Annotated in this window: 25 protein-coding genes and 9 tRNA genes; 25 read left to right on the top strand and 9 right to left on the bottom strand. The window is 47.5% G+C overall.

Going from position 1 to position 25,323, the window contains the following annotated elements; genetic code table 11:
* Positions 1–64: 64 nt before the first annotated feature.
* From XMM312_RS03985 to XMM312_RS03920, 14 genes are all read left to right on the top strand, one after another.
* Positions 65–535: a CinA family protein gene (locus XMM312_RS03985; RefSeq protein WP_173481432.1), complete on the top strand. Its 471-nt coding sequence runs from the start codon at positions 65–67 to the stop codon at positions 533–535.
* A gap of 98 nt (positions 536–633) precedes the next feature.
* Positions 634–1,680: a recombinase RecA gene (recA, locus tag XMM312_RS03980; RefSeq protein WP_173483400.1), complete on the top strand. Its 1,047-nt coding sequence runs from the start codon at positions 634–636 to the stop codon at positions 1,678–1,680.
* A gap of 38 nt (positions 1,681–1,718) precedes the next feature.
* The gene (locus tag XMM312_RS03975) at positions 1,719–2,207 is read left to right on the top strand and encodes a regulatory protein RecX (protein ID WP_173488738.1); all 489 of its coding nucleotides are present in this window, start codon (positions 1,719–1,721) and stop codon (positions 2,205–2,207) included.
* A gap of 165 nt (positions 2,208–2,372) precedes the next feature.
* On the top strand, positions 2,373–4,967 hold the full coding sequence (gene alaS / locus XMM312_RS03970) for an alanine--tRNA ligase (RefSeq protein ID WP_173481477.1): 2,595 nt from the start codon (positions 2,373–2,375) through the stop codon (positions 4,965–4,967).
* 30 nt (positions 4,968–4,997) lie between these two features.
* Positions 4,998–6,233: an aspartate kinase gene (locus XMM312_RS03965; protein WP_173481413.1), complete on the top strand. Its 1,236-nt coding sequence runs from the start codon at positions 4,998–5,000 to the stop codon at positions 6,231–6,233.
* Between the two features lie 75 nt (positions 6,234–6,308).
* Complete coding sequence (gene csrA, locus XMM312_RS03960; protein ID WP_173481412.1) at positions 6,309–6,500, top strand: carbon storage regulator CsrA; 192 nt, start codon at positions 6,309–6,311, stop codon at positions 6,498–6,500.
* Positions 6,501–6,561: 61 nt separating this feature from the next.
* A tRNA-Ser gene (locus XMM312_RS03955) sits at positions 6,562–6,651 on the top strand.
* Positions 6,652–6,661: 10 nt separating this feature from the next.
* Positions 6,662–6,738, top strand: a tRNA-Arg gene (locus XMM312_RS03950).
* Positions 6,739–6,789: 51 nt separating this feature from the next.
* Positions 6,790–6,866, top strand: a tRNA-Arg gene (locus tag XMM312_RS03945).
* Positions 6,867–6,889: 23 nt separating this feature from the next.
* Positions 6,890–6,966 (top strand) — tRNA-Arg (locus XMM312_RS03940).
* A 399-nt stretch (positions 6,967–7,365) separates the two neighbouring features.
* On the top strand, positions 7,366–7,599 hold the full coding sequence (locus XMM312_RS03935) for an OadG family protein (RefSeq protein ID WP_173481411.1): 234 nt from the start codon (positions 7,366–7,368) through the stop codon (positions 7,597–7,599).
* A gap of 39 nt (positions 7,600–7,638) precedes the next feature.
* Positions 7,639–9,423, top strand: coding sequence for a sodium-extruding oxaloacetate decarboxylase subunit alpha (oadA, locus tag XMM312_RS03930; RefSeq protein ID WP_173481410.1), 1,785 nt, complete (start codon positions 7,639–7,641; stop codon positions 9,421–9,423).
* 17 nt (positions 9,424–9,440) lie between these two features.
* On the top strand, positions 9,441–10,742 hold the full coding sequence (locus tag XMM312_RS03925) for a sodium ion-translocating decarboxylase subunit beta (RefSeq protein ID WP_173481409.1): 1,302 nt from the start codon (positions 9,441–9,443) through the stop codon (positions 10,740–10,742).
* Positions 10,743–10,930: 188 nt separating this feature from the next.
* Positions 10,931–11,509, top strand: coding sequence for a response regulator (locus XMM312_RS03920; RefSeq protein ID WP_173484598.1), 579 nt, complete (start codon positions 10,931–10,933; stop codon positions 11,507–11,509).
* Between the two features lie 72 nt (positions 11,510–11,581).
* Here the strand turns inward: XMM312_RS03920 and XMM312_RS03915 are convergent, their stop codons facing one another.
* Complete coding sequence (locus tag XMM312_RS03915; RefSeq protein WP_173488737.1) at positions 11,582–12,532, bottom strand: diguanylate cyclase domain-containing protein; 951 nt, start codon at positions 12,530–12,532, stop codon at positions 11,582–11,584.
* Between the two features lie 123 nt (positions 12,533–12,655).
* A tRNA-Arg gene (locus XMM312_RS03910) sits at positions 12,656–12,732 on the bottom strand.
* Positions 12,733–12,924: 192 nt separating this feature from the next.
* Here XMM312_RS03910 and acs point away from each other — a divergent pair.
* Together acs and XMM312_RS03900 are read left to right on the top strand one after the other, a co-directional pair.
* On the top strand, positions 12,925–14,877 hold the full coding sequence (gene acs / locus XMM312_RS03905; RefSeq protein WP_173484600.1) for an acetate--CoA ligase: 1,953 nt from the start codon (positions 12,925–12,927) through the stop codon (positions 14,875–14,877).
* Positions 14,878–15,014: 137 nt separating this feature from the next.
* Positions 15,015–15,680, top strand: a complete 666-nt coding sequence (locus tag XMM312_RS03900) for a response regulator transcription factor (protein WP_173481405.1) — start codon at positions 15,015–15,017, stop codon at positions 15,678–15,680.
* A 67-nt stretch (positions 15,681–15,747) separates the two neighbouring features.
* Here XMM312_RS03900 and XMM312_RS03895 read toward each other — a convergent pair whose 3' ends face one another.
* The 4 genes from XMM312_RS03895 to XMM312_RS03880 all read right to left on the bottom strand — a co-directional run bounded on the left by XMM312_RS03895 (position 15,748) and on the right by XMM312_RS03880 (position 17,814).
* Positions 15,748–16,170 carry a DsrE family protein gene (locus XMM312_RS03895; protein WP_173481404.1) on the bottom strand — a complete coding sequence of 141 codons (423 nt, stop codon included), beginning with the start codon at positions 16,168–16,170 and terminating at the stop codon, positions 15,748–15,750.
* 67 nt (positions 16,171–16,237) lie between these two features.
* A complete protein-coding gene (locus XMM312_RS03890; protein WP_173481403.1) occupies positions 16,238–16,846 on the bottom strand; it encodes an OmpA family protein in 609 nt (202 codons plus the stop codon).
* A 108-nt stretch (positions 16,847–16,954) separates the two neighbouring features.
* On the bottom strand, positions 16,955–17,254 hold the full coding sequence (locus XMM312_RS03885) for a YciI family protein (protein WP_173481402.1): 300 nt from the start codon (positions 17,252–17,254) through the stop codon (positions 16,955–16,957).
* A gap of 8 nt (positions 17,255–17,262) precedes the next feature.
* Positions 17,263–17,814, bottom strand: coding sequence for a septation protein A (locus XMM312_RS03880; RefSeq protein ID WP_173481401.1), 552 nt, complete (start codon positions 17,812–17,814; stop codon positions 17,263–17,265).
* A 55-nt stretch (positions 17,815–17,869) separates the two neighbouring features.
* On the opposite strand from XMM312_RS03880, the gene XMM312_RS03875 reads away from it, so the two are divergent.
* Positions 17,870–18,718 carry a PHP domain-containing protein gene (locus tag XMM312_RS03875; protein ID WP_173481400.1) on the top strand — a complete coding sequence of 283 codons (849 nt, stop codon included), beginning with the start codon at positions 17,870–17,872 and terminating at the stop codon, positions 18,716–18,718.
* 15 nt (positions 18,719–18,733) lie between these two features.
* Positions 18,734–19,351 (top strand): L-threonylcarbamoyladenylate synthase, encoded by a 618-nt coding sequence (locus XMM312_RS03870; protein WP_173481399.1) that lies wholly within the window; start codon positions 18,734–18,736, stop codon positions 19,349–19,351.
* Here XMM312_RS03870 and XMM312_RS03865 read toward each other — a convergent pair.
* On the bottom strand, positions 19,348–20,376 hold the full coding sequence (locus XMM312_RS03865; protein WP_173481398.1) for an oxidoreductase: 1,029 nt from the start codon (positions 20,374–20,376) through the stop codon (positions 19,348–19,350). The genes XMM312_RS03870 and XMM312_RS03865 overlap by 4 nt on opposite strands.
* A 104-nt stretch (positions 20,377–20,480) precedes the next feature.
* Between XMM312_RS03865 and rmuC the strand changes: the two genes are divergently transcribed.
* Positions 20,481–21,920 carry a DNA recombination protein RmuC gene (gene rmuC, locus XMM312_RS03860; protein ID WP_173481397.1) on the top strand — a complete coding sequence of 480 codons (1,440 nt, stop codon included), beginning with the start codon at positions 20,481–20,483 and terminating at the stop codon, positions 21,918–21,920.
* On the opposite strand, the gene XMM312_RS03855 is transcribed toward rmuC, so the two are convergent.
* Positions 21,902–22,780: a LysR family transcriptional regulator gene (locus XMM312_RS03855; RefSeq protein ID WP_173481396.1), complete on the bottom strand. Its 879-nt coding sequence runs from the start codon at positions 22,778–22,780 to the stop codon at positions 21,902–21,904. The two genes, rmuC and XMM312_RS03855, sit on opposite strands and share 19 nt — an antisense overlap.
* Before the next feature lie 113 nt (positions 22,781–22,893).
* On the opposite strand from XMM312_RS03855, the gene XMM312_RS03850 reads away from it, so the two are divergent.
* The 6 genes from XMM312_RS03850 (at position 22,894) to XMM312_RS03825 (ending at position 24,836) form a co-directional block, all read left to right on the top strand.
* Positions 22,894–23,481, top strand: coding sequence for an FMN-dependent NADH-azoreductase (locus tag XMM312_RS03850; protein WP_173481395.1), 588 nt, complete (start codon positions 22,894–22,896; stop codon positions 23,479–23,481).
* 33 nt (positions 23,482–23,514) lie between these two features.
* On the top strand, positions 23,515–24,357 hold the full coding sequence (locus XMM312_RS03845; RefSeq protein ID WP_173481394.1) for a pirin family protein: 843 nt from the start codon (positions 23,515–23,517) through the stop codon (positions 24,355–24,357).
* A 151-nt stretch (positions 24,358–24,508) separates the two neighbouring features.
* Positions 24,509–24,584 (top strand) — tRNA-Glu (locus tag XMM312_RS03840).
* A gap of 3 nt (positions 24,585–24,587) precedes the next feature.
* Positions 24,588–24,663, top strand: a tRNA-Gly gene (locus XMM312_RS03835).
* A 16-nt stretch (positions 24,664–24,679) separates the two neighbouring features.
* Positions 24,680–24,755, top strand: a tRNA-Glu gene (locus XMM312_RS03830).
* A 5-nt stretch (positions 24,756–24,760) separates the two neighbouring features.
* A tRNA-Gly gene (locus XMM312_RS03825) sits at positions 24,761–24,836 on the top strand.
* An 11-nt stretch (positions 24,837–24,847) separates the two neighbouring features.
* Here XMM312_RS03825 and XMM312_RS03820 read toward each other — a convergent pair.
* Positions 24,848–25,261 carry a PA2817 family protein gene (locus XMM312_RS03820; protein WP_173481393.1) on the bottom strand — a complete coding sequence of 138 codons (414 nt, stop codon included), beginning with the start codon at positions 25,259–25,261 and terminating at the stop codon, positions 24,848–24,850.
* Between the last annotated feature and the right edge of the window lie 62 nt (positions 25,262–25,323).

The following is a 25,323-nucleotide window of genomic DNA, read 5'->3' as shown; positions in this document are numbered from 1 at the left end:
ATCTGTTTGATTATCGAGTGACGAGAACAATAAATTTTAATGAAAGCTTTGACTGTGAAGAGTGATGAATAAGCAAATTGATCTGTTGGCTAAAAAGCTGATTGATGCACGATTAATGATGGCGACGGCAGAGTCTTGCACCGGCGGTGGTATTGCTCAGGCGCTCACTGATATATCGGGCTCATCACAGTGGTTTGATAGTGGTCTAGTTACCTACTCCAATGAAGCTAAGCAGCGTTTATTGGGTGTTCCAAACGAATTGATTGATCAGTGGGGTGCAGTAAGTGAGCCCGTTGCTAAGTCGATGGCTGAAGGGGCGGCAAATCAAGAGGGCGTGGATTTGGCGGTCGCTGTGACTGGTATAGCTGGTCCCACTGGTGGTAGTAAAGATAAGCCTGTCGGTACTGTATGGATTGCCTGGAAGATACCTAATAAACAGTCAGAAGCGCGCTGTTTTAAGTTCGATGGAGATCGTTCCGTAATTCGGCAGGCGACCATAAATGCAGCTATTACGGGGCTCTTAGAGCGTTTGTGAAATTATTTTCGTATTCCTGTTTGACATATTTTTTACCTGTGCTTTAATACTGGTTATTAATACAGTAGTTAGCCAGTAGACAGCTCAAGGAATTTCTCATGGATCAGAATCGTAAGAAAGCATTAGACGCAGCACTCTCACAAATAGAACGACAGTTCGGTAAAGGCGCAGTCATGCGCATGGGTGAGCAGCCTCGTGAGGCTATCCCTGCAGTTTCAACTGGCTCACTAGGATTGGATATTGCCCTAGGTATAGGCGGTCTTCCTTACGGACGTGTTGTAGAGATCTACGGTCCAGAGTCCTCTGGTAAAACAACACTAACCCTGCAAGTGATAGCTGAAGCTCAAAAGCAGGGTAAAACTTGTGCATTCGTGGATGCTGAACACGCTTTAGATCCGATTTATGCTGAGAAACTTGGTGTTGATGTCGACTCGCTTCTTGTTTCTCAGCCGGACACAGGTGAACAAGCACTTGAAATTACCGACATGCTAACTCGCTCGGGCGCTGTTGATGTGATCATTGTCGATTCGGTTGCTGCATTGACGCCTAAAGCTGAAATCGAAGGTGATATGGGTGATTCGCACGTCGGTTTGCAAGCACGCTTGATGTCTCAAGCACTTCGTAAACTGACGGGTACCGTTAAACAGTCAGGTTGTTTGCTAGTCTTCATCAACCAGATTCGAATGAAAATCGGTGTCATGTTTGGTAACCCTGAAACGACTACGGGTGGTAATGCGCTTAAGTTTTACTCTTCAGTTCGTTTGGATATTCGCCGAACTGGTGCGGTGAAGCAGGGTGATGAGATTATCGGTAACGAGACTCGTGTAAAAGTTGTTAAAAACAAAGTTGCTCCGCCATTCCGCCAAGCAGAATTCCAGATTATGTACGGCAAAGGTATCTATCACATGGGCGAAGTAATCGACCTAGGTGTGCAGCAAAAGCTGATTGATAAGAGTGGTGCTTGGTACGCATACAATGGCGATAAGATCGGGCAGGGTAAAGCGAATGCAGCCAAGTTCCTGGAAGAAAATCCAGAGATCGCTAACGAAATTGAGTCACAAATTCGTAAAGAGTTGCTATCTGTACCAGCCAAGCCTGAAAAAGGTGATGAAGGTTCTGAAACTAATGCAGAGTTAGAATTTTAATCACAGAATAGAGGGGCTTCGGCCCCTTTTTTATTTCTATGCAAAAACGACAAAAGAGACCTATAGAAACAGAATCCGAGCTAAGGTCCTTTGCCTTCAGTTATTTGGCTAGGCAAGAGTATTCGCAGAGTCAATTACGTGAGCGTCTTGCAAAAAGATGTGAAAAACCTGAACTCATAGAGAGGGTGTTAACTTACCTTGTTGAAGAGGGGTATCAATCTGATAGCCGCTTTGCAGAGAGCTACATTCGAGTGAAATCCGATCATGGGCAAGGTGGTAAGAAAATAGCTTTCGATCTGAGTCGTAAAGGAATTTCTAAGCAATTAATCGAAGAGTTATTAGATAGTCGCAAAGACGATCCCAAGCAGGTCGCGCTTGAGTATCTAAAACGCAAATTTGGTGAAGAGCCTCCTGAAGATATGAAAGTGAAAGCAAAATGGTTTAGACATATGGCTGGACGTGGTTTCAACTATGGTGAAATCGAATACGCATTTCGTTATCAAAATAGTGATCCCGATTACGACTAATCACCGTTAATTTGGTCAATTCCCCCGCACTACCCCCTACGAGTTTCACTCTAGTTTGTATATACTTATCCGCTATTTTGCCAAGGTTGTACCTGTATCAATTTAGGTACGGCTATTTTGGTGTCAATTTAAGATGATAGAGACTCGGCTGATTCTATGAAAAAGATGACCAGTGCTGAAATTCGAAACGCATTTCTGGACTATTTTGCTAGTCAGGGACATGAGGTGGTTTCTTCAAGCCCACTGATCCCTGGCAACGATGCCACACTGCTTTTCACCAACGCAGGTATGGTTCAGTTTAAAGACGTATTCCTGGGTAGCGATAAACGCAACTACTCTCGAGCAACAACCTCGCAACGTTGTGTTCGTGCCGGTGGTAAACACAATGACCTAGAGAACGTAGGCTACACTGCTCGTCACCACACTTTCTTTGAAATGTTGGGTAACTTCAGCTTTGGCGATTACTTTAAAGAAGATGCCATTCGATTTGCTTGGACCTTCTTAACGGAAACCTTGGGTCTTCCAAAAGAGCGTCTATGGGTAACCGTTCACCACAGTGATGATGAGGCAGAACGTATCTGGAAAGAGACCATGGGTATCGACCCAGAGCGTTTCTCTAAGCTTGATGAAGATAACTTCTGGGCGATGGGTGATACAGGTCCTTGTGGTCCATGTACAGAGATTTTCTTCGATCATGGTCCTGATGTTTGGGGTGGCCCACCAGGAAGCCCAGAGGAAGATGGGGATCGATACATCGAGATCTGGAACGTTGTCTTTATGCAGTACAACCGTTCTGCTGATGGTGAAATGACACCGCTAGAGCGCCCTTCAATTGATACCGGTATGGGTCTTGAACGTATTGCTGCCGTTATGCAGGGCGTTCATTCGAACTACGAAATTGATCTGTTCCAAAACCTACTTGCAGCGACAGCTGAAGTAATTGGTACCAAGGATCGCGATAACAAATCACTTCGCGTAATCGCTGACCATATCCGTTCATGTTCATTCTTAATCACTGATGGCGTGACGCCTTCAAACGAAGGGCGTGGCTATGTTCTTCGTCGTATTATGCGCCGCGCCATTCGTCACGGTAATAAACTCGGTGCTCAAGGAACCTTCTTCTACAAATTGGTTGCGCCCCTAGTTAAAGAGATGGGCGAAGCCTATCCTGAGCTTGCAAAAATGCAGGAACAGGTTGAGCGAGTGCTTCTTAAAGAGGAGGAGCAGTTTGCTCGTACCCTAGACAAAGGACTGGCACTTCTTGAAGAGGAGATTGCAAATCTTCAGGGTACGGTCGTTCCTGGCTCAGCAGTATTCAAACTCTATGACACTTATGGTTTCCCGGTTGACTTGACCGCCGACGTTGCGCGCGAGCGTGAACTGACCATTGACATGGAAGGCTTTGAAGCAGCAATGGCTGATCAGCGTGAGCGCGCTCGTGCATCAGGATCTTTCAATGTGGATTACAACGATAAGCTAGAGATCGATGGCGTTACCGAGTTCTCTGGTTATGAGCTTCTGGAAGATCGTGTTGAGATTGAAGCGATCTTCAAAGAGGGCGAATCAGTCACAGAGCTATCTGCTGGAGAGTCCGGTCTTGTGGTTATGACTCGTACACCTTTCTACGCTGAATCGGGTGGTCAGGTCGGTGATACTGGTCAGCTGGTTTGGGATAGCGGTACGTTTGATGTGGCAAACTGTACAAAAGAGGGTAAGAGCCATGTCCATCACGGCTCTGTGACTGAGGGCGTTTTAAAGGTCGGAGACCAAGTTAACGCACTGGTTGACAAAGCTCGTCGTCAAGCTGCGGCTCTTAACCACTCAGCTACGCACCTTTTACATGAAGCGCTTCGTCGCGTGCTCGGAGAGCATGTGCAGCAGAAAGGCTCGCTGTGTAATGATGAACGTCTCCGTTTTGACTTCTCACACTTTGAAGCGGTTACTGACGAAGAGCTCAAAACCGTTGAGCAGATGGTCAATGAACAGATTCGTGCAAATACGTCAGTAGAAACCGAAATCATGGCGATTGATGCTGCGAAGGAGCGCGGAGCTCAAGCCCTATTTGGTGAAAAGTACGATGATGAAGTACGTGTTCTATCCATGGGTGGCGACTTCTCAGTAGAGCTTTGTGGTGGTACTCATGCTTCTCGTACGGGTGATATCGGTATGATGAAGATTGTCTCTGAGTCGGGTATTGCATCAGGCGTGCGTCGTATCGAGGCGATTACCGGTCTTGCTGCTCTCAACTGGTTTGAAGAGAGTGAGTCACTACTGGGTGAACTCGGCGTAATGGTTAAAGGTTCTCGAGATTCACTGCTAGAGAAATTCCAAGCATTGAACGAACGTAGCCGTTCCCTTGAGAAAGAGATTGAACGATTGAATGCAAAACTGGCGGCTGCCCAGAGTGGTGAGTTGCTCTCGTCGGCGCTTGAGATCAACGGTATCAAGGTTTTGGCAACAGAAGTTCAAGGTGTTGACCCTAAATCGCTTCGCGACATGCTGGATCAGCTTAAGAATAAGTTGGGCAGGGGTGTGGTTGTGCTTGCAGCGCACGATGGAGAAAAGGTTAGCCTTGTCGCGGGTGTGACGAAAGACCTTACTGGTCAAGTAAAAGCGGGTGATCTGATTCGTGAGCTTGCCACTCAACTTGGCGGTAAAGGCGGTGGTCGACCTGATATGGCTCAGGGCGGTGGCACCGATATAGCGGCTCTTCCTCAGGCGATTGCTGCGGTACCCGAATTAGTTAGAGCTGCACTTTAATCGTGCAGCGTTAATTGGAAATAGAGATAGATGGCTTTATTTGTACAAAAGTATGGCGGTACCTCAGTAGGTTCAGTAGAGCGTATTGAAGCAGTCGCTGACAAAGTAAAACGATTTAAGGATCAGGGGCACGACATTGTCGTGGTTGTCTCTGCTATGAGCGGTGAGACCAATCGTCTTATCGGTCTTGCTAAAGATATCACTGATAATCCAGATCCACGTGAATACGATGTTTTGGTATCAACGGGTGAGCAGGTGACGATTTCACTGCTCTCTATGGCTCTGAAAAAGCGTGGTCTAGGTGCGAAGTCTTACACTGGCGGTCAGGTCCGTATCCATACTGATAGCTCACACACCAAAGCGCGTATCCAAAGCATCGATACCAGCAAAATGCGTTCAGATCTTGATGAAGGTAACGTCATAGTTGTAGCTGGCTTCCAGGGCATGGATGATGACGGCAATATCACGACCCTAGGTCGCGGTGGCTCTGATACAACGGGTGTTGCTCTGGCGGCTGCTTTAAAAGCTGATGAGTGTCAGATCTACACGGATGTCGACGGCGTCTACACGACAGACCCGCGCGTGGTAGAAGGTGCCCGTCGTCTCGATAAAATCACCTTTGAAGAGATGCTAGAGATGGCCAGTCTCGGTTCAAAGGTTTTGCAGATTCGCTCGGTTGAATTTGCAGGTAAATACAATGTTCCATTACGTGTATTGTCTAGCTTCCAAGATGGTGGCGGTACACTTATTACTACAGAGGAAACTGATAGCGTGGAAAATCCAATTATTTCAGGCATCGCGTTTAACCGTGACGAAGCAAAACTGACGGTGTTGGGTGTGCCTGACCTTCCAGGTATTGCATCACGTATCCTAGGTCCTGTCTCGTCTGCCAATATCGAAGTAGATATGATCGTTCAAAACGTAGCAGCCGATCAGACTACCGACTTTACATTCACAGTACACCGTAATGATTACGATAAAGCCTTGGTTATCCTTGAAGAGACGGCTAACGAGCTAGGTGCGCGTGAAGTGAAAGGCGACAATAAGATTGCTAAAGTCTCTATCGTGGGTGTGGGTATGCGTTCTCACGCAGGCGTTGCAAGCAATATGTTCACAACCCTGGCTAAAGAGAATATCAATATTCAGATGATCTCAACTTCCGAGATCAAGGTCTCTGTAGTAATCTCAGAGAAGTATATGGAGCTAGCGGTTCGTGCACTGCACAGTGCGTTTGAACTCGATCAAGCAGACAGCGTCGCTGAATAATCGCTATCTAGCATAATTGGATTCGCACATGGCGATCACTTGGTCGCCTATCTTAAATGGATTTAGGAGAAGCTGATGCTAATACTGACAAGGCGAGTTGGTGAAACTCTAATGATTGGTGACAATATCAGTGTCACTGTTCTTGGTGTCAAAGGTAATCAGGTGCGAATCGGTGTGAATGCACCAAAAGATGTTTCCATTCATCGTGAAGAGATCTACCAAAGGATCTTGGATGAAAAAGAGCAGGAAAATAGCGGAAAGTCGTAAGTTTTTCCCTTTTAGGGTTTAACTTTAGTCACCTCTCTTGTACTATACGCGCCGTTGATCAGGAGCGGTGGCCGAGTGGCTGAAGGCGCACCCCTGCTAAGGGTGTATACGTTTACGCGTATCGAGGGTTCGAATCCCTCTCGCTCCGCCATCAAGATTAAGCGCCCGTAGCTCAGCTGGATAGAGTACCTGGCTACGAACCAGGCGGTCGCACGTTCGAATCGTGCCGGGCGCGCCAATCTTGAGTTTTCACTTCTTTAGTGTTTTCATCGACCAACATCTGAAATAAGCGCCCGTAGCTCAGCTGGATAGAGTACCTGGCTACGAACCAGGCGGTCGCACGTTCGAATCGTGCCGGGCGCGCCATTTCAGAATCACGCAATACTTCAGCGCCCGTAGCTCAGCTGGATAGAGTACCTGGCTACGAACCAGGCGGTCGCACGTTCGAATCGTGCCGGGCGCGCCATATTCAAAAGAAATGCCACCTTTAGGGTGGCATTTTTTTTGAACTTGACGTGTCCAGCCGAGTCAACGTGCTCGTTCGACTAAAACGCAGGCCACCATCTCCACTACCCACCTTAAAACAAATTGAGACTTTCTCATTCTTTAGTCGCAATGAAAGTTATTCCGAAACTAACACTTATACGCCGTTACAGAGTGCGTAAACACTGCAGCTTCATTCGTAAGTTGACTGGTAAGTTAAAAAAACGACCTTTTTTGTAAATTCACTACATACAAAGTGGGCTTGATATGGCTGCGGGGCTATGGGATAACTGTTCCCTATGCTGTTGGGTAGGGGTTACTTTGCGCATAGATCCAAGGATTATGCCAAGCCCTTTGAATTATTTTTATTGGAGTAGAGTAGATGAATAGTCTGATATCAGAAGGCCTCAACCTTATGGTCTATGGTATGGGGTTCGTTTTCGTATTCCTTACGCTGCTGGTCATTGTCACTACATTGATGTCTAAGCTGGTAAACAAGTTTTTGCCAGAACCGATTGTAGAGCCAAAAGCCAAAGCGTCTGCGCCTCAAGCTGCAGGCAACAATGATGAGTTGTTGGCTGTATTGTCGGCAGCGGTTCATAAATACCGTAAGTAATTTTAGGCACTGCCTTTTAACAAGAGAGAACTTAAGTTTATGTCTGATGCAAATAAGCCTCTTGGTATCACGGATGTAGTTTTACGTGATGCGCACCAATCATTGTTTGCGACTCGTCTTCGCCTCGATGACATGCTTCCTATTGCTGAGAAGCTAGATAAGATTGGCTACTGGTCGCTAGAGAGTTGGGGTGGTGCCACTTTTGACTCATGTATTCGTTATCTAGGTGAAGATCCTTGGGATCGTATTCGCCAACTTAAAGCAGCAATGCCAAACACTCGCCAGCAGATGCTACTGCGCGGTCAAAACCTATTAGGTTACCGCCACTACGGTGATGATGTGGTCGAGCGTTTTGTTGAGCGTTCAGCAGAGAGCGGTATCGACGTATTCCGTATCTTCGATGCGATGAATGACCCTCGTAACCTTGAGAAAGCGATTGCGGCCGTTAAAGCGACTGGCAAACACGCTCAGGGTACGATCTCTTACACTACTAGCCCAGTTCACACCATCGACATGTGGGTGGATTACGCTAAGACCCTTGAAGACATGGGTGCTGATTCAATCAACATCAAAGATATGTCAGGCATTTTGACCCCTTACGGTGCGTTTGACCTTGTATCTCGTCTGAAAGCTCAGACGGGTCTTGAAGTTCAGCTTCATGCTCACGCAACGGCAGGTCTGTCTGATATGACCATCCTAAAAGCAGTTGAAGCGGGCATTGATCGTGTTGATACAGCGATTTCCTCAATGTCGATGACCTACGGTCATACAGCAACAGAGTCTGTAGTAGCGGCTCTAGCAGGTACAGACCGTGATACCGGCCTAAACCTAGAAGCACTTGAAGAGATTGCAGCCTACTTCCGTGAAGTTCGTAAGAAGTACGCTAAATTTGAAGGCTCACTGCGTGGTACTGACAGCCGCATTCTAGTGGCTCAGGTTCCTGGTGGTATGTTGACCAACATGGAGAGTCAACTTAAAGAGCAGGGCGCAGCGGATAAGTTTGATGAAGTGTTGGCTGAGATCCCACGAGTACGTGAAGATCTTGGTTACATTCCACTGGTGACACCAACATCACAGATCGTTGGTACTCAAGCGGTTATCAATGTACTCGTTGGCGAGCGTTACAAAACTATTTCCAAAGAAGTTCAGGGTATCCTTAAAGGTGAGTACGGAGCAGCTCCTGCGCCATACAATGCTGAGCTTCAGGCTAAAGTTCTTGATGGAGCAGAGGCTATCACTTGCCGTCCAGCTGATCTTCTCGAGCCAGAGATGGATAAGCTTGTTGCAGAGCTTAAAGAGATCGCAGTTGAAAAGGGTATTGAGCTAGAAACGGGTGAGCGTGAAATTGATGACGTGCTTACTTACGCTCTGTTCCCTCAGATCGGCCTTAAATTCCTTGAAAATCGCGGTAATCCAGACGCGTTTGAACCAGTACCCACTTTAGAGGATGCGCTAGCTATGTCAGCACCTAAGAAATCAGGACCAGAAGTTTACACAATCACAGTCAATGGCCAGAACTACGTTGTTCAAGTAGCTGAAGGTGGTGATATTACAGCCGTTGCTCCTGCTGCGGCAGCACCTGCCGCTCCAGCCGCTGCGCCTGCAGGTTCAGGTGAGGCTGTACCAGCTCCACTGGCCGGTAACATCTGGAAAGTTCAGGTCTCTGCTGGTCAAGCGGTTCAAGAGGGCGATGTGCTTGTTATCTTGGAAGCGATGAAGATGGAAACAGAAGTTCGTGCAGCGCGTGCTGGTACAGTGACTTCAGTTGACGTTAAAGAGGGCGATGCCGTTCAGGTTGGCGACTCTCTGGTATCTCTTGCCTAATTTGAGGTGACGGTTTAATGGAAAAGATCCTTCAATTGTGGGAAGCCTCAGGCATCTACAACATCTCAGGCGGTCAGATTACTATGATCGTTGTGGGGTTGTTGTTGCTCTTTTTGGCAATCCGCAAAAACTTTGAGCCACTGCTGCTTGTGCCAATCGGTTTTGGTGGCATCATGGCGAATATTCCCGAGGCTGGGCTCGCGTTCTCTGCAGTAGAAAATGCGGTTCACTTTGCAAAACCTGAAGTGCTTCAGGGGTTGGCTGCTTCTTTGAATATCACCAGTGTGGATCCTCACGACATACTGCATGCCTACCACGGTTCTAATCCGTCTACGCACCATGCAGCCACTATGGTTGCTGCTGACTCGGGTTACAGCAACGGTATGCTCTATAACTTCTACTCTGTAGCTATTGCTTCGGGTGTTGCTCCGCTACTGATCTTTATGGGCGTTGGTGCCATGACTGATTTTGGTCCGCTCCTTGCTAATCCTAAAACTCTATTCTTGGGTGCCGCAGCTCAGTTCGGCATCTTTGCAACGGTATTGGGTGCTGTGGGCCTTTCAGCTATGGGTATCATGGACTTCACAGTTCAAGATGCAGCTGCAATCGGCATCATCGGTGGTGCCGACGGTCCTACAGCTATTTACGTTGCCAGCATGCTTGCCCCTCAATTACTGGGTGCGATCGCTGTAGCGGCCTACTCATACATGGCACTAGTGCCAATGATTCAACCGCCAATCATGCGTGCATTGACGACTGAATCAGAGCGTAAGATCGCAATGCACCAGCTTCGTCATGTCTCTAAGACTGAGAAGATCATGTTCCCGATAGCGCTGTTGATTCTTGTTGCACTGTTGCTTCCGGATGCAGCCCCACTATTGGGTATGTTCTGTTTCGGTAACCTGATGCGTGAATGTGGCGTTGTGGACCGTCTGAGTGATACAGCACAGAACGCTCTAATCAACATCGTGACGATCTTCCTAGGTCTATCGGTTGGCTCTAAGTTGAGCGCTGATAAATTCCTGGACATGAACACACTGGGCATTTTGCTTCTTGGTATCGTTGCTTTTGGTATCGGTACAGCTGCAGGTGTCTTGATGGCTAAGCTGATGAATAAGCTTGAGGGTGGTAATGCAATCAACCCACTTATTGGTTCAGCGGGTGTCTCTGCTGTTCCTATGGCTGCTCGTGTCTCCAATAAGATCGGTTTAGAGGCTAACCCTCAAAACTTCTTGCTGATGCATGCCATGGGCCCTAACGTAGCCGGTGTGATTGGCTCTGCGGTTGCTGCAGGTGTCATGATTAAGTTTGTTGGTTAACCTTTATTAACCATTATAAAAAGCGCCCTCGGGCGCTTTTTTGTTACCTGACAATTGTGAATTTTGAATATTCTCTAACTTTTTTTACAAAAGTGACTTCGTTTTATTTTTTATCGTCTATGCTTTGTATAGAGAAAGAAAATAGACCCGCAGTATAAAGGCAGTATCTGCGCTTTAGGAATTGAAGAATGAAGACGCTCAGTACAGGTGAAATCGCTAAGCTTTGTGACGTTAATTTACGAACCGTCATTCGTTGGATCGAGCGAGGGGCTTTAAAAGGTTTTAAACTTCCAGGCCGAGGGAATAACAGAGTTCGCGTAGAGGACTTCTTAGCCTTTCTGGTTGAGCATGAGATCCCGATTCCTGCTGAACTGCAGGAAGATAGTCGCAAGGTTCTTGTTGTGGATGATGAGCCTGCCATCGCGCGTGCATTACAGCGCGTGTTACGTAAGCATGGTTTAGTCGCAGAGGTGGCCGCTGATGGTTTTCAAGCGGGTACCAAGCTGATGAAAGATCGCCCAATTCTGGTGACCTTGGATCTCAGTATGCCGGGCCTAAGTGGTTACGATGTACTGAGTTTTGTTCGCGAAACTCCAGAAATAGCTTCAACCAAAATATTGGTCATCTCGGCATTGGGCAGTGAAGCCCTCCAAAAGGCGATCGATTTGGGAGCCGATGCGATTTTGAATAAGCCGTTTGATAATCATGAGTTGGTCGAAGTGATCAATAAGTTGGTTGGAACAGCGGCGAAAGCTGAAGATATTTAACAGCTATTCAGACAGCAAGCCATAAAAAAAGCCCGCTAATGTTTGTTAGCGGGCTTTTTTGTTACTAGGCGTTTAGTCAGCGATTTCTGAGCGATTCTTTCCCTCGGATTTTGCGAATTTCAGCGCTTTTTTCGCTGCTTTATAGAGCTCTTCAGGGTCATCACCGATATCGATTGCCTTGGCTGCTAGAGTGATTTGTATGTCGACTTTCTGGTTTCGCACTAGATAGCTACGTGAGGCCAGTTTCATTCTGACCCGTTCCATAATGCCGTTAATACAGTCCTCGGGAGCATACTGATTCAACATGATGCCAAACTCATCGTCCTCGGTACGAGAAATGATATCGCCTGAGCGAAGATTAAAGCTTAATAGTCTGCCGACCAATTTTAAAACGTCCTCACTGGTTTGAGGCCCGACAGACTCAACAATAGAGCTAAAATTATCTACATCTAAGAGAATTAGGTAGGAGGGTGCAACGCCTGGCAAGGCCGTGCCAACAATCGCTTGAGCCTCTACTTGCTCCATCAGAGCCGTTCTATTGAGTAGACCGGTCAGTGGATCAGTCGCAGTTAGGCTTTTCACTAGCTCATCGTAATTACGTTTCTCATCATCACGTTGTTTTTGAACGAGCTCTTCGTTAATGATCGCAAGCAGTTCACTATTGTCCCAGGGCTTGGACATGTAGCGGTGAATTCTACCTTCATTAATGGCACTCACGGTCATATCAAAATCTGAATAACCAGTCAGTAGAATACGAACCGTATTGGGTGTGATCGACATGGTTTTTGCCAGGAATTCATCACCTCTCATCTCAGGCATTCGCATGTCAGAAACAATCAGATCAACTTCATTGGACTCAAGGTACTTCAGGGCTTCCGGTGCCGATGTGAAACCGATAACTTCGTAGTGGCTTGAACGTAACACCCTGCGAAGCGAGTTAACGACAAACTCCTCATCATCCACGCATAAAATCTTAGCGGCTTCGGTCCGATCAAGGTATCGGCTATTGTCTAAAGAGCTCATCAGTACAACTGTCCTTCGGGTCATTTATGTCATATGACTTAAGGTATAGTTTAGGGTCTGGGATCTGTCAAATTGATCAGTAAAAATAATCTGTTTTTCATTGTGAAAAGAGAGATAGGAGACTGGCACCCCAGAGACGATTCGAACGTCCGACCTACCCCTTAGGAGGGGGTTGCTCTATCCAGCTGAGCTACTGGGGCACTGGCAGTGAATTCTAAAGCCTCATTTCGACTATGCAATAGGATTCTGTTGAATTACTTAGACTAAAGAGTCCTTTTGAACAGACCAATGTCTAATTCTGACTTAGGGTAGCTCAGGTTATAAATATCGCACTTTAATAAATAGAGTGTGGCAATGATTGCCGTACCCAATCAATCTAAGGGAAAGAACTAATGAGCGATAAGATCTACCCAGTATCTGCAGAGTTTGCTGCTAACGCCCATGCTGATGAAGCTAAATACAACGAGATGTACCAGCAGTCAGTTGAGAACCCAGATGCGTTCTGGTCTGAGCAAGCTAAGCGTATCGACTGGATCAAGCCTTTCACTAAGGTTAAGCACACATCGTTTGATACTCATAATGTTGATATCCGTTGGTTCGAAGATGGTACGTTGAACGTTGCAGCAAACTGTTTGGATCGCCACTTAGAGACTCGTGGCGATCAGGTTGCGATTATCTGGGAAGGTGATAACCCAGAAGAAGATGAAAAGATCACTTACCGCGATCTTCACGAGCGTGTATGTAAGTTTGCCAACGTGCTTAAAGCGCAGGGTATTAGTAAAGGTGACGTAGTCACTCTTTACCTTCCAATGATCCCTGAAGCCGCTGTCGCTATGCTGGCTTGTGCTCGTGTTGGTGCCGTTCACTCGATTGTATTTGGTGGTTTCTCTCCAGAAGCGCTTGCAGCTCGTATAGAAGGCGCTAACTCTAAACTGGTTGTGACTTCTAACTTCTCACTTCGTGGTGGTAAAGCGGTTCCACTTAAAGCGAACGTTGATGAAGCTCTGACTCACCCTGGTGCAGCTAAGTTCTGTGAAAAAGTGGTTGTTGTAAACCGCGTTGATCAAGATGTTGCTTGGCATGAGAGCCGTGATGTTTGGTATGAAGAGGAGATGGCAAAAGCCTCTGCTGATTGCCCACCTGAAGAGATGAACGCTGAAGATCCACTGTTCATTCTTTACACTTCAGGCTCTACTGGCGCGCCTAAAGGTCTTAAGCACACCACAGGTGGTTACCTAGTCTACGCATCAATGACCCATCAGTACGTCTTTGATTACCAAGAGGGTGATATCTACTGGTGTACAGCCGATGTGGGTTGGGTAACAGGTCACAGCTACATTGTGTACGGTCCACTAGCAAACGGTGCTACGACACTGATGTTTGAAGGTGTTCCAAGCTACCCAGACATGAGCCGTTTTGGTCGCGTTATCGAAAAACACAAAGTTAACCAGTTCTACACCGCGCCTACGGCCATCCGTGCCTTGATGCAGAAAGGTGAAGATGTTCTAGGCGACTCTGATCTATCCTCTCTTAAACTGCTAGGTTCGGTTGGTGAGCCAATCAACCCTGAAGCTTGGGAGTGGTACAACCGTGTTATGGGTGCTGGTAAGTGCCCAATCGTTGATACTTGGTGGCAGACTGAGACAGGCGGCATCATGATCGTACCTCTACCTGGTGCGACAGCGACTAAGCCGGGTTCAGCAACTCGTCCATTCTTCGGTGTTCAGCCAGCGCTACTGGATAACGATGGCAAAGAGATTGAAGGTGCAGGTGAAGGTAACCTTGTCATTAAGGACTCTTGGCCTGGTCAATCTCGCTCAATCTGGGGCGACCACGAACGTTTCGGTCAGACTTACTTCTCTAGTTTCTCTGGCTACTACACAACGGGCGATGGCGCACGTCGTGATGAGGACGGCTACTACTGGATCACTGGTCGTGTAGACGATGTAATCAACGTATCTGGTCACCGTATGGGTACCGCAGAGGTTGAGTCTGCGTTGGTCGCTCACGAAGCGGTTGCTGAAGCTGCGGTGGTAGGTTACCCACACGATCTTAAAGGTCAGGGTATCTACTGTTACGTAACGCTGCAGGAAGGCATGGAAGCTTCTGATGAGCTTAAAGTGACACTGCGTAACTGGGTACGTACAGAGATTGGTCCAATTGCATCACCGGATTTGATTCAGTTCGCACCCGGTCTACCTAAGACGCGTTCTGGTAAGATCATGCGTCGTATCCTTCGCAAGATTGCGGAAGACGATTTCGGTGCTCTTGGTGATACCTCTACCTTGGCAGATCCAAGTGTGGTGGATGACCTGATCGAAAACCGCATGAATCGTAAGAGCTAAACACTCTTATTAAAAAACCCACGACTCGTCGTGGGTTTTTTTATTTCCATTTGAACTGGAAACTAATCCATTATTCGATTAACTTATACCCTACAAAAAAGCGCTATACTGCCTTTCTAGGCTTGTCGGAGAATACTATGCAACTGGCTCAAAAAATTATCATTGCGGATGATCACCCACTGTTTCGTGCAGCGCTGAAACAGGCGGTTTCCCAAGCGGTTTCCGGAGTGGAGATTATCGAAGCGGATACTCTTGAGTCTGTTCAGAATGCCGTTGAAGAGCATGGTGATGCTGACTTGGTGCTTTTGGATATCCATATGCCAGGTGCTCAGGGTTTCTCTGGTCTGGTATTCCTTCGTGGTCAACACCCTGGTGTTCCAGTGATTGTCGTCTCAGGCAGTGAAGAGACTCATGTTATGAAGCGTGCGATCGATTACGGCGCGTCAGGCTTTATTCCTAAGTCTTCTCCGCTAGAGACCATTTCAGAAGCGATTGTTGCTGTTCTTCAAGGTGATGAGTGGTTGCCAGAGGAGTTAGAAGAGTCAATGGATGACCTTGTTACAGACGAGGATCAGAAGTTTGCTGAAGCGATTGCCTCTTTGACGCCACAACAGTTCCGTGTACTGACGATGCTGACGGAAGGACTATTGAATAAACAGATCGCTTACGATTTAAACGTTTCTGAAGCCACCATCAAAGCTCACGTGACGGCGATTCTTCGTAAGTTGGGTGTCCACAGTCGGACCCAAGCTGTCATCGCTGCACAGCGTCTTGGAGTAGAACCTCCCAAGACAGAGGGTTAACACCTGCTCATAAGAAAGCCGCTCATACTTGAAGCGGCTTTTTTGTATCTAAAGCTTGTGTTGGCATCTAGGGTCTAACGTAGATATAACCCTGTTGCTGCAGTCGGACGATTTCAGGGAGTCCGGCTTTGACAACGTCCTCTTCACTGACATCGTAAAGTGCGTCGTAGCCTATTTTGTATCCGGTCAGTGAGTTTCCGCAAATGACAAACTCTGTCCCCATAAACTTCAGCGTATCTATGGCGCCCTGTTTAGCGGTATCGTCAACTGCCGACATAAAGTATTCGATCGCTTCACCATGGATAACCGCTTTGATCTCGACACTGTCCTCACCCAATTCATTAATATGATTTGAGATGTTGCTGAAGGTGTGACCAATGCGTGATTCATCCCCATAGTTGATGTGATACACCACCTTTTGCGGCTCATAGTCGTTGGCCATGACTAGGGGGCTGGATAAAAGAGCAAACAGAGCGAAAGTCTTAAACATCTTCAGATACCTTAAATACAAAAAAGCCGGCTACGCGCCGGCTCTTGAAGCGTGTGTAACTCTTAGATTACATCTGCTTCTCAGTTTTTTCACCTGCTACTTCGATGTCGACACGGCGGTCTGGACGAAGACAGGCGATTAGTTGAGCGCCTTTGCCAGTACAGTTCGCTACCGGAGCTGTTTCACCTTTAGCATCCACTCGTAGTTTCCAATCTGTAACGCCAGCGCCTTTAAGCTCTGATGCAACAGCGGTAGCACGATCTAGTGATAGCTTCTGGTTGTAAGCGTCTGAACCGATGCGGTCTGCGTAGCCTACTAGCTTAACGCTCTCAACGTATGAAAGTGATTTAATAAAATCAATTACGCTGCTAAGTGAGCCCACTTTGGTACTGTTGAAGTCAAAGTAGACAGCAAATTTACGTTTGGCATCGACTTCGACCATTTTTGGTTCTGCTGGTTTTGCCATCTCCTCTTCAACAGCAGGAGCTGCAGTCATACATTCTGTAGCCGGCTCCATAAGTGTTGAGTTTGGAGTCATGATGCAGTTTCCATTACCGTCACGTACAAACGAGCCATCGGTTGCAGAGACTAGGTAGCCAGCATTTTCGCCATGGGCCATTGCTGAACCGCTAGCAATAGCTAGTAACATACTTGTAGCGAGTGCGATCTTTTTCATTATCTAATTCCTATCTTGTTCGACCTGTTGTTAAGTCTTAATGCCTATATTAACTGGGCGAGTCTTAACCCTAATTTAACTGTAGACCAAGATTTGAAAAAATGTGATTTAAGGTAAAACTTTTTTGTACGGCTTTACTTTAACCTCTGCGTAGACATCAGCGGCGACGTAGGGATCCGCATCTGCCCAAGATTTTGCATCTTCCAGAGAGGCAAATTCAGCGATCACTAGGCTGCCTGTGAACCCTGCTTCACCCGGATCTTCAGAATCGATCGCAGGGTGGGGGCCTGCAACCAGAAGTCGACCTTCAGCACTTAATGCTTTAAGTCTCTCTAAGTGCTCAGGGCGAGCAGCCAATCGGCGATCCAGTGAATTAGGTTTATCTTCAGAGATAATAGCGTAGTACATAAACACCTCTATTTTTCGGTGGGTGCTTCAGGCTCTTTTGCATGTTTTGCAATATAGAGGCCCTGAAGAATGATGAAAAGGATGGTTAAACCGAGCATACCGAAGAGTTTGAAATCGACCCAGATCTCTTCACTAAAGTTGTAGGCAACGTAGAGATTGACGATGCCGACTGCAACAAAGAAAACGACCCAAGCAAGATTCAAACGTGACCATACCGCTTTGGGTAACTCCATGCTTGAGCCCATCAGACGCTCAACGACGGTCTTATCGCCAATGAACTGTGTGGCCAAAAAGCCTACCGCAAATAGCCAGTTAACGATGGTCGGCTTCCACTGGATGAACGCCTTGTCTTGAAAGGCGAGCGTTGCACCACCCAGTAGAACCACTAAGACCAGTGTCACAAGCTGCATTTTCTCGATCTTGCCTTGAACTTTCCAAGAGTAGAGCATCTGCAAAAGGGTTGCCGGTATTAGAACAGCGGTCGCCAACAAAATGTCATTGGTGAACTTATAGACCGCAAAAAAGACGATAACTGGAAGAAAATCGAGTAGTATCTTCATAAAGAACCTCTGAAAAAATTTGCCACAGTATAAAAGCTCAAACGCAAAGTTAAAAATGATGATTCCAGCAATCGGTCAATTTGACCTTCATATGCACAGTAATGTTTCCGATGGCACCTTAAGTCCAACGGAGTTAGTGCAGCGCATCTCCAAAACCGATGTGAAGGTCATGGCATTGACGGATCACGATACCTTAGGTGGATTGGCTGAAGCGAAAGCGGAAGCAGATCGCCACGGCATCCAGTTTATAAACGGTGTTGAGTTGACCTGTGACTGGCGTGGTCGCGTTATTCATCTGGTGGGACTTGGCTTCGATCCCAGTTCTGACAAGTTTGACGGTTATATGGATCACTTAATCCAGCTCAGGTACCAACGTGCAGAGAAGATTGCAGAGCGATTAGAGAAGCGCGGTGTTGCTCGAGGTCTGTTTGACCTCGCTAAACAGTATGCAGGAGAGGGTCAAATTGGTCGCCCCCACTTTGCACAGGCGCTATTAGAGCTGGGTAAAGTCGAGTCGATGCAAGAGGCCTTTGATAAATACTTAGGTCAAGGTTGTGCGGGCGATGTTAAAGCGGAATGGCCTGCCATCGAGCAGAGTATTGCTCTGATTAAAGAGGCCGGCGGTGTGGCGATTCTGGCTCACCCCACCAAGTACAAGATGACCTTCACTAAGCTTCGTGAACTGATGGCAGACATGCTTTCAGCGGGGGCTGATGGGTTAGAGGTGAGCTATCCTGGCGTAACGCCTGGTCATCAGCATGAACTGATTAAGTTGGCTGATCGAGCAAATTGTTGGGTCTCAGCAGGTAGTGACTTCCACTCCCCCGATCAACGTTGGACTGCACTTGGTCGTTATCCCCATTTTGATGCGCAACGAGTCATCGTTGAGCAGTTATGTGCCTAACGGCACGGAGTTATTATGAGCCAGTTCTTTTCGATTCACCCCGACAACCCGCAAGCGCGATTGGTGTCACAGGCTGTTGAAATTCTGAATAAGGGTGGAGTGATTATCTACCCGACGGATTCAGGCTACGCACTAGGCTGTCACCTTGGTGATAAGAACGCCATGGAGCGTATCCAGCGTATTCGCAGGCTCGATGATAAGCATAACTTCACGCTGGTCTGTCGTGACCTCTCAGAGATTGGAACCTACGCAAAGTTAGGTAACAGTATGTTCCGCTTTATTAAGTCACATACTCCTGGTGCTTATACCTTCATTCTCAACGCGACGACGGAAGTGCCTAGACGCTTAATGCACCCTAAGCGCCGTACCATAGGGATTCGCATACCGGATAATAAAATTGCCATGGCCATCGCAGAAACCTTGGGCGAGCCGATCATGAGTACGACTCTGATCATGCCTGATGAAGAGATGCCTCTTACTGATCCTTATGAAATTCGCGAGTTGCTAGAGCATGCTGTTGATCTTGTTATCGATGGTGGATACTGCGGTATGGATCCAACGACAGTGCTAAACCTGACAGATGACGAAGTCGTTATTGTTCGTGAAGGTGCAGGACCTACCGATACATTCTAAATGAGCTCGATACTCTTCTGTTCCTGTGAGGATAGAAATCCCGCTTCAATAATGGCGATTTGATCGACAACAGATTCCAAAGGGACGGGGTTCTCTGCAACACCCTCTATAAAGCCTTTAACCTGCTCAAAAAACTGGGCGTAATTGCCTGGCTCTGTTGTGACCCTCTCATCGCTTTGTTCGTTATGCAATCTGCCAAAATTAGCAAACTCCTCTGCGGTCCAACTTGGCGTAGAGAATGCTTTGCCGTTAATCAGCTGCGCCTCTTGAGGATCCAGTGCATATTTCACAAATCGACCTTGGGTTCCCTGAACATCGAATCTTAGAGGGCGGCCAAAGCAGAAGGGTGAGCTGTGCAGTTTAACGACTGTGTTTGAGTAGTGAAGCAGTACATCAAAATAGTCATCAACAGAAGCTCCCTCCCTTAACGTCCTGATATCCGCGGTGACGGCTGAGGGTTTACCAAAGAGTTGCAAGGCTTGGTCAACAAGGTGAGGCCCAAGATCAAACCAGATGCCCGCTCCCTCACCGGGAAGTTCGCGCCAGCGAGTTTTAGGGATTGGCCTGGCACGATCAAAGTGCGACTCAAAACGTCTGATTTCACCCAATCGACCTGACCTAAGTAGCTTTTTAAGGGTGAGAAAGTCACCATCCCAGCGTCTGTTTTGAAAGATGCTGACCGAGCCCGATGATTCCTTCTCTAAACGAATTAACTCGTTCAACTGTGAACTCGATGTGCAGGCGGGCTTGTCGAGGATAACCCGCTTTCCGGCTTTAAGCAGAGCCTGAGTGATCTCAAAATGGGAATCGTTTGGAGTGGTGACAATGTAGAGTTCCGCACTGCTCGATTCGAGCATCTCTTGATAGTGGCGATAGGCGATCATCTCAGGCCAGTACTGTTTGGCCTCGGTTGCATTAGATCCGCTAGCTGCAATCAGTTCATAGCCATCAAGTGTTCTTAAAAAAGGCTCGTGAAAGGTTTTAGCTGCAAATCCATAGCCAATGATGGCGGTTTTTATCGTCATTAAATGCTCTATTTCTTAACTCGGGGCTTGGGTCCACTTATTGAAACAGGTTAATCTGTGTCCTTAATTTGAACAAGCTGTTTGATCGGTTTTAGGAGTGGGTTTTGGAGTTGTTAGTCGCGTTAGGTTTCAGTGTTGTTGTCATAGTTGTGGGTTATCTATGGCACCGCTCATCCCTTGCCCATAGACTTTCAGAGGTGGCTCAACAGCAAGTGCAGCTTGAATCTAAGTTGGCGGTGGTCGAGTCTCAACTGACCTATAAAGAGTCCCTGATTGCAGAAAAGGAGTCCCGTCTATCTGAGTTAAAAGGCGAGTTGGAGGTTGAGAGGCAGCAGTCGGCTCAGTTACGAAACCAGCTAATGCAGTTGGGTGAAGAGAAAGCGCGTCGTGACACTGAACTTGAGCAGAAAGAGGTGCATTTCGCTCAGCAGATCAAACAGCTGGAAGAGAGTCGTACCCTTTTAAAAAGGGAGTTCGAAGCGCTGGCGCAAGAGATTCTTGAAGCGAAAGGGAAAAGCTTTCAGGAGCAGAGCCAGCAGCGTTTGGACGCTCTGTTAAAACCGATGACGTCTGAGATGAAAGGGTTCAAAGAGCGCATCGAGAAGATACACCAGTTTGATAACGAGCAGCGCTCCAAGCTGACGACGGAACTGCAGCAGCTAAAAGATCTCAATGCGAAAATTACTACGGAAGCTGAGCGACTCAGTTCCGCGCTTCAGGGTCAGAAGAAGATGCAGGGTAACTGGGGTGAGCTGATGCTCGAAAATGTCCTCGATTCCAGTGGATTGCGCCGAGGTAAAGACTACAAGCGTGAAGTGAGCATCAATACTGAAGAGGGGAGACAGCGCCCTGATGTTGTGGTCTATCTTCCACAGAACAAGCATTTGATTATTGATGCCAAAACCTCACTATCTGCTTACACACGCTACGTAAATGCGGAAGATCCCCATGAGCGGGCTCAGGCGCTCAAAGAGCATGCTGAAGCGATGCAAGCTCGCATTAAAGAGCTATCCGACAAAAGCTATTTCAAGCTCAATGGGCTCAACTCACCAGAGGTGGTTGTGATGTTTGTGCCGATTGAATCGGCCTATGTTGAAGCGCTCAAATACAATGAGACGCTATTCCAAGAGGCCATTGAAAAGCAGGTACTGGTGGCAACACCAACGACGCTATTAACGGCTTTGAATATTGTGCGTCAGCTGTGGCGCTTTGAAGATCAATCAAAACACAGTGCTCAGCTGGCCGACCGTGCAGAAAAAGTCTATAGCAAACTCAGCTCTTTCCTTATGAGTATGCAAGATGTTGGACGTAAGCTCGACAGTGCGCGCACCAGTTACGATAAAGCCTTGGGTCAGCTCTACTCAGGTAAGGGGAACCTCATCAAACAGGCGGCTGAGTTTAAAGAGCTGGGTGTTTCTGTTCAGAAAGAGCTACCGGCGGAGTTGGTTGAAAAAGCCTCGCTTGAATTAGAATCTCCCTATACAGCAGGCGCATCAGACACATCTGACCCAGTAAGAATTGAGCCTCAACAAAACTCTGATTGAACCTCGGTGATCAGGTGCGCTAACGCTTTTACTCCTGGAGTGGATGTTTCTCCATGCGTCAGTATTAGGTAAAGCTCTGCAAAGCGCTCGTTGCCTTCTGCTAAATTGAGGGGTTTTAACGCTCCGCTGGCGAGGTGATTTGCAATCAGCGCTTCGGCGTACCAGGCGAACCCCATGCCCTTAATAGCAGCCTCAATAGAGAGATCGGGCGAATCGAGCGTCCAACGCTGATTGGCCCCGAGCCACCCCGCATCAATATTACGAACGCCTGTGTCTCTCACGACGAGTTGTCGGTGCTCTTGAAGCATTTCGAGGGTAATGGGTGTCTCAATTTGATGCAGTGGGTGAGAGGGGGCAGCGGCCGCTACAAATCTAAATCGTCCTAAACTCTGACCGACAAACCCTGGTGGCACGCGACCACCGATGACTATATCGGCATTCCGCTCTAGCAGAGCCTGCTCAGAACCGCTAAGAACAGAGCGTTGATAGTCAATCTTGGTCTGCGGTTGCTGTTTTGAAAAACGTTCTAGCGCCTCGAGAATGATGCTGTTCGGGTAAATTGCCTCAATACGAAGTTTGATACGAGCCTCTGCGCCCAATGCAAACTGACTGGCGAGAGTCTCAATGCGGGTTGCTCGTGCGATCAGCTCGCGGGCATGAACCACTAGCTGTTCACCCTCTGTGGTCAAGACCGCACGCCGACCTTGAGTGGTGAAAAGTATTACGCCGGTACTCTGCTCAATCTGTTTGATGGCATAACTTAGTGTTGATTGGCTTTTATTGATTGATTCGGCTGCTTTCGCAAAGGTTTCGCTATCCGCTACAGCAATCAGAGCTTGCCACTGTTCTAAAGATATCATCTCATTTCATCTAATATATCGATCATATAAATCTAAATTTTGCTATTTATCATCGAAATTATAGATGAGATTATCACCTCATCAAACAGATAATTTTTTAAAAGGATATTGAAATGGCGACTCTACTTCATATTAAAACCTCTCTATTTGGTGACAATGGTCAGTCAGCGCAACTGGCGAAAAGCTTTGTTGATAAATGGCTGGATGAAAACAGTGATGGCGTGGTCATCGAGCGTGATCTAGCTAGTGATCCTGTACCTCATTTGGATGCTTACCGAGTAACAGCATTGAATAGTCCGGCTGAAGAGCGTGACGCTGAACAGAGTGCTATCGTTGAGTTTGCTGACGCACTGCTTGCTGAAGTTAAATCGGCTGATACGATTGTTATCGGTTTGCCAATGTACAATTTCAATATTCCAAGTCAGCTTAAATCCTGGTTTGATCACCTGGCTCGTGCTGGGGTGACGTTCCATTACACAGAACAAGGCCCAGTAGGTCTAATCGAAGATAAACCCGTATACCTAGTTGCAACTCGTGGTGGTCTTTACGCAGAGCAGGGTCAGGATTTCCAGGTTGATTTTGTAAAACAGTTCCTAGGCTTTATTGGGCTTAAAGATACTCGTCTTGTTTTGGCTGAAGGGCTCGCGATGGATACGCATCGAGATCAGTCACTAGAACAGGCTCGAGCAGCGTTTGTGTAAACGGCTGAAACGACAATAAAAAGGAGAATCGTTATGAACCGAGTGATTAAGCGTCGAGTGCCCGGCGTCGACAGTATGGATGGTGCTGGGGTTCGGATTCGTCGCAGTGTAGGCAAAAGCCAATTCGCACGCATCGATCCATTTCTGATGTTGGATTGCTTCTCGTCAGACGATCCTGATGACTACATTGCCGGTTTTCCTGCCCATCCGCACCGTGGTTTTGAGACAGTCACCTACATGCTCGATGGCTTAATGAAACATCGTGACCATATGGGTAATGAGGGGATCCTGCGTCCAGGGAGTGTGCAGTGGATGACAGCGGGGCGCGGTGTGATTCATGAAGAGATGCCTCAGCAAGAGAACGGCTTAATGCGCGGATTCCAGTTATGGGTCAATCTACCTGCAAGCGAGAAGATGAAGCCGGCGGCTTATCAAAATATTGAACCCGAGGAGATCACCGAGATTCAACTACCTAATGCCTTCATTCGATTGGTGGCGGGTTCGTTTGAGTTTGATGGTCAGCACTACACTGGGCCAGTGTCAGGGATCAGTCGTCAGCCCATTTTTATGGAGGTTCGTTTATCACCGAATGCCGAGCTTGAACTGCCTGTCGCTGAGAACCTGTCAGGTTTTGTCTATCTATTCGAAGGGACGGGTTATCTTGCTGATGATAAGCTAGAGATCCATGAGGCAGCCGAGTTGTCCGACGGTGATGCGATTCAACTGACAGCGGGTGCAGAGGGGGCGAGACTGATGTTGATTGCGGGTGAAGCGATCGGTGAGCCAATTGCACAGTATGGTCCGTTTGTCATGAATACAACGGATGAGATAGAGCAGGCGATTGCCGATTATCGTGCCAACCGTTTGACAGGTTAGAGGTTTTAACGGGGAGGGTGCCTAGAATTTAATCAGTTGACTCAAATATTCGAGGAAAATTGTAATTTTTTCGAAATGAGGGGTTGACGGCTAATAGGGTGCTCCGTATTATTTGCGCCTCCTCACAGAGGAACGCAATACATTAAGTGTTGTCCCATTCGTCTAGTGGCCTAGGACACCGCCCTTTCACGGCGGTAACAGGGGTTCGAACCCCCTATGGGACGCCATCCGCGGGAATAGCTCAGTTGGTAGAGCGCAACCTTGCCAAGGTTGAGGTCGCGAGTTCGAGCCTCGTTTCCCGCTCCAATGTATTGTCTACGACGTCCCATTCGTCTAGTGGCCTAGGACACCGCCCTTTCACGGCGGTAACAGGGGTTCGAACCCCCTATGGGACGCCATTTTTGCGGGAATAGCTCAGTTGGTAGAGCGCAACCTTGCCAAGGTTGAGGTCGCGAGTTCGAGCCTCGTTTCCCGCTCCAATCTCCTCTTCTTAATGTCTCTTATCGTCTAACGGCGTAATCATCATATTTCGTAGCTGAAGATAGTCGATTGTTGCATCTTGTGACTCTTGCTCGAATCGTGCTTCGTCGAGTGCTTGGTACTGTGCAATCTCCTCATCGCCCAGATAGTGAATACAATCACCGCCAAATAGCCAGAGTAAATCGCGAGATAGCAGGGGTAGGTGTTGTGGGAATGCTCCCACGATTCGCGTCATTAGGGTCTGGCCCAGTTCAAACGCGTCCGCTGAGTGCTCTTCGTAGGCAGCGATTGTCTGTTCAAACAGCGCAAGCAGCTCATCGGACTCCGTTGTTAAGGTTTCGTCACTGTTGAAAGGTGGCTGCTTTATAAGGTTGTTATAGCCAAGCTTCAGTAGATTTAGATGAAATTGATGAAAATCGGTCAACGGATAGTCCCTGTTTGTCTGTATAATTTGCGTTTAACTATGAATACGTTACTGAGTTAATT

Origin of the sequence: Marinobacterium sp. xm-m-312 (genome assembly GCF_013283295.1) — a bacterium.
Lineage (GTDB): Bacteria > Pseudomonadota > Gammaproteobacteria > Pseudomonadales > Balneatricaceae > Marinobacterium_E.
The sequence above is the reverse complement of the archived record's forward strand: the minus strand, read 5'-3'. Positions and strand labels throughout refer to the sequence as shown.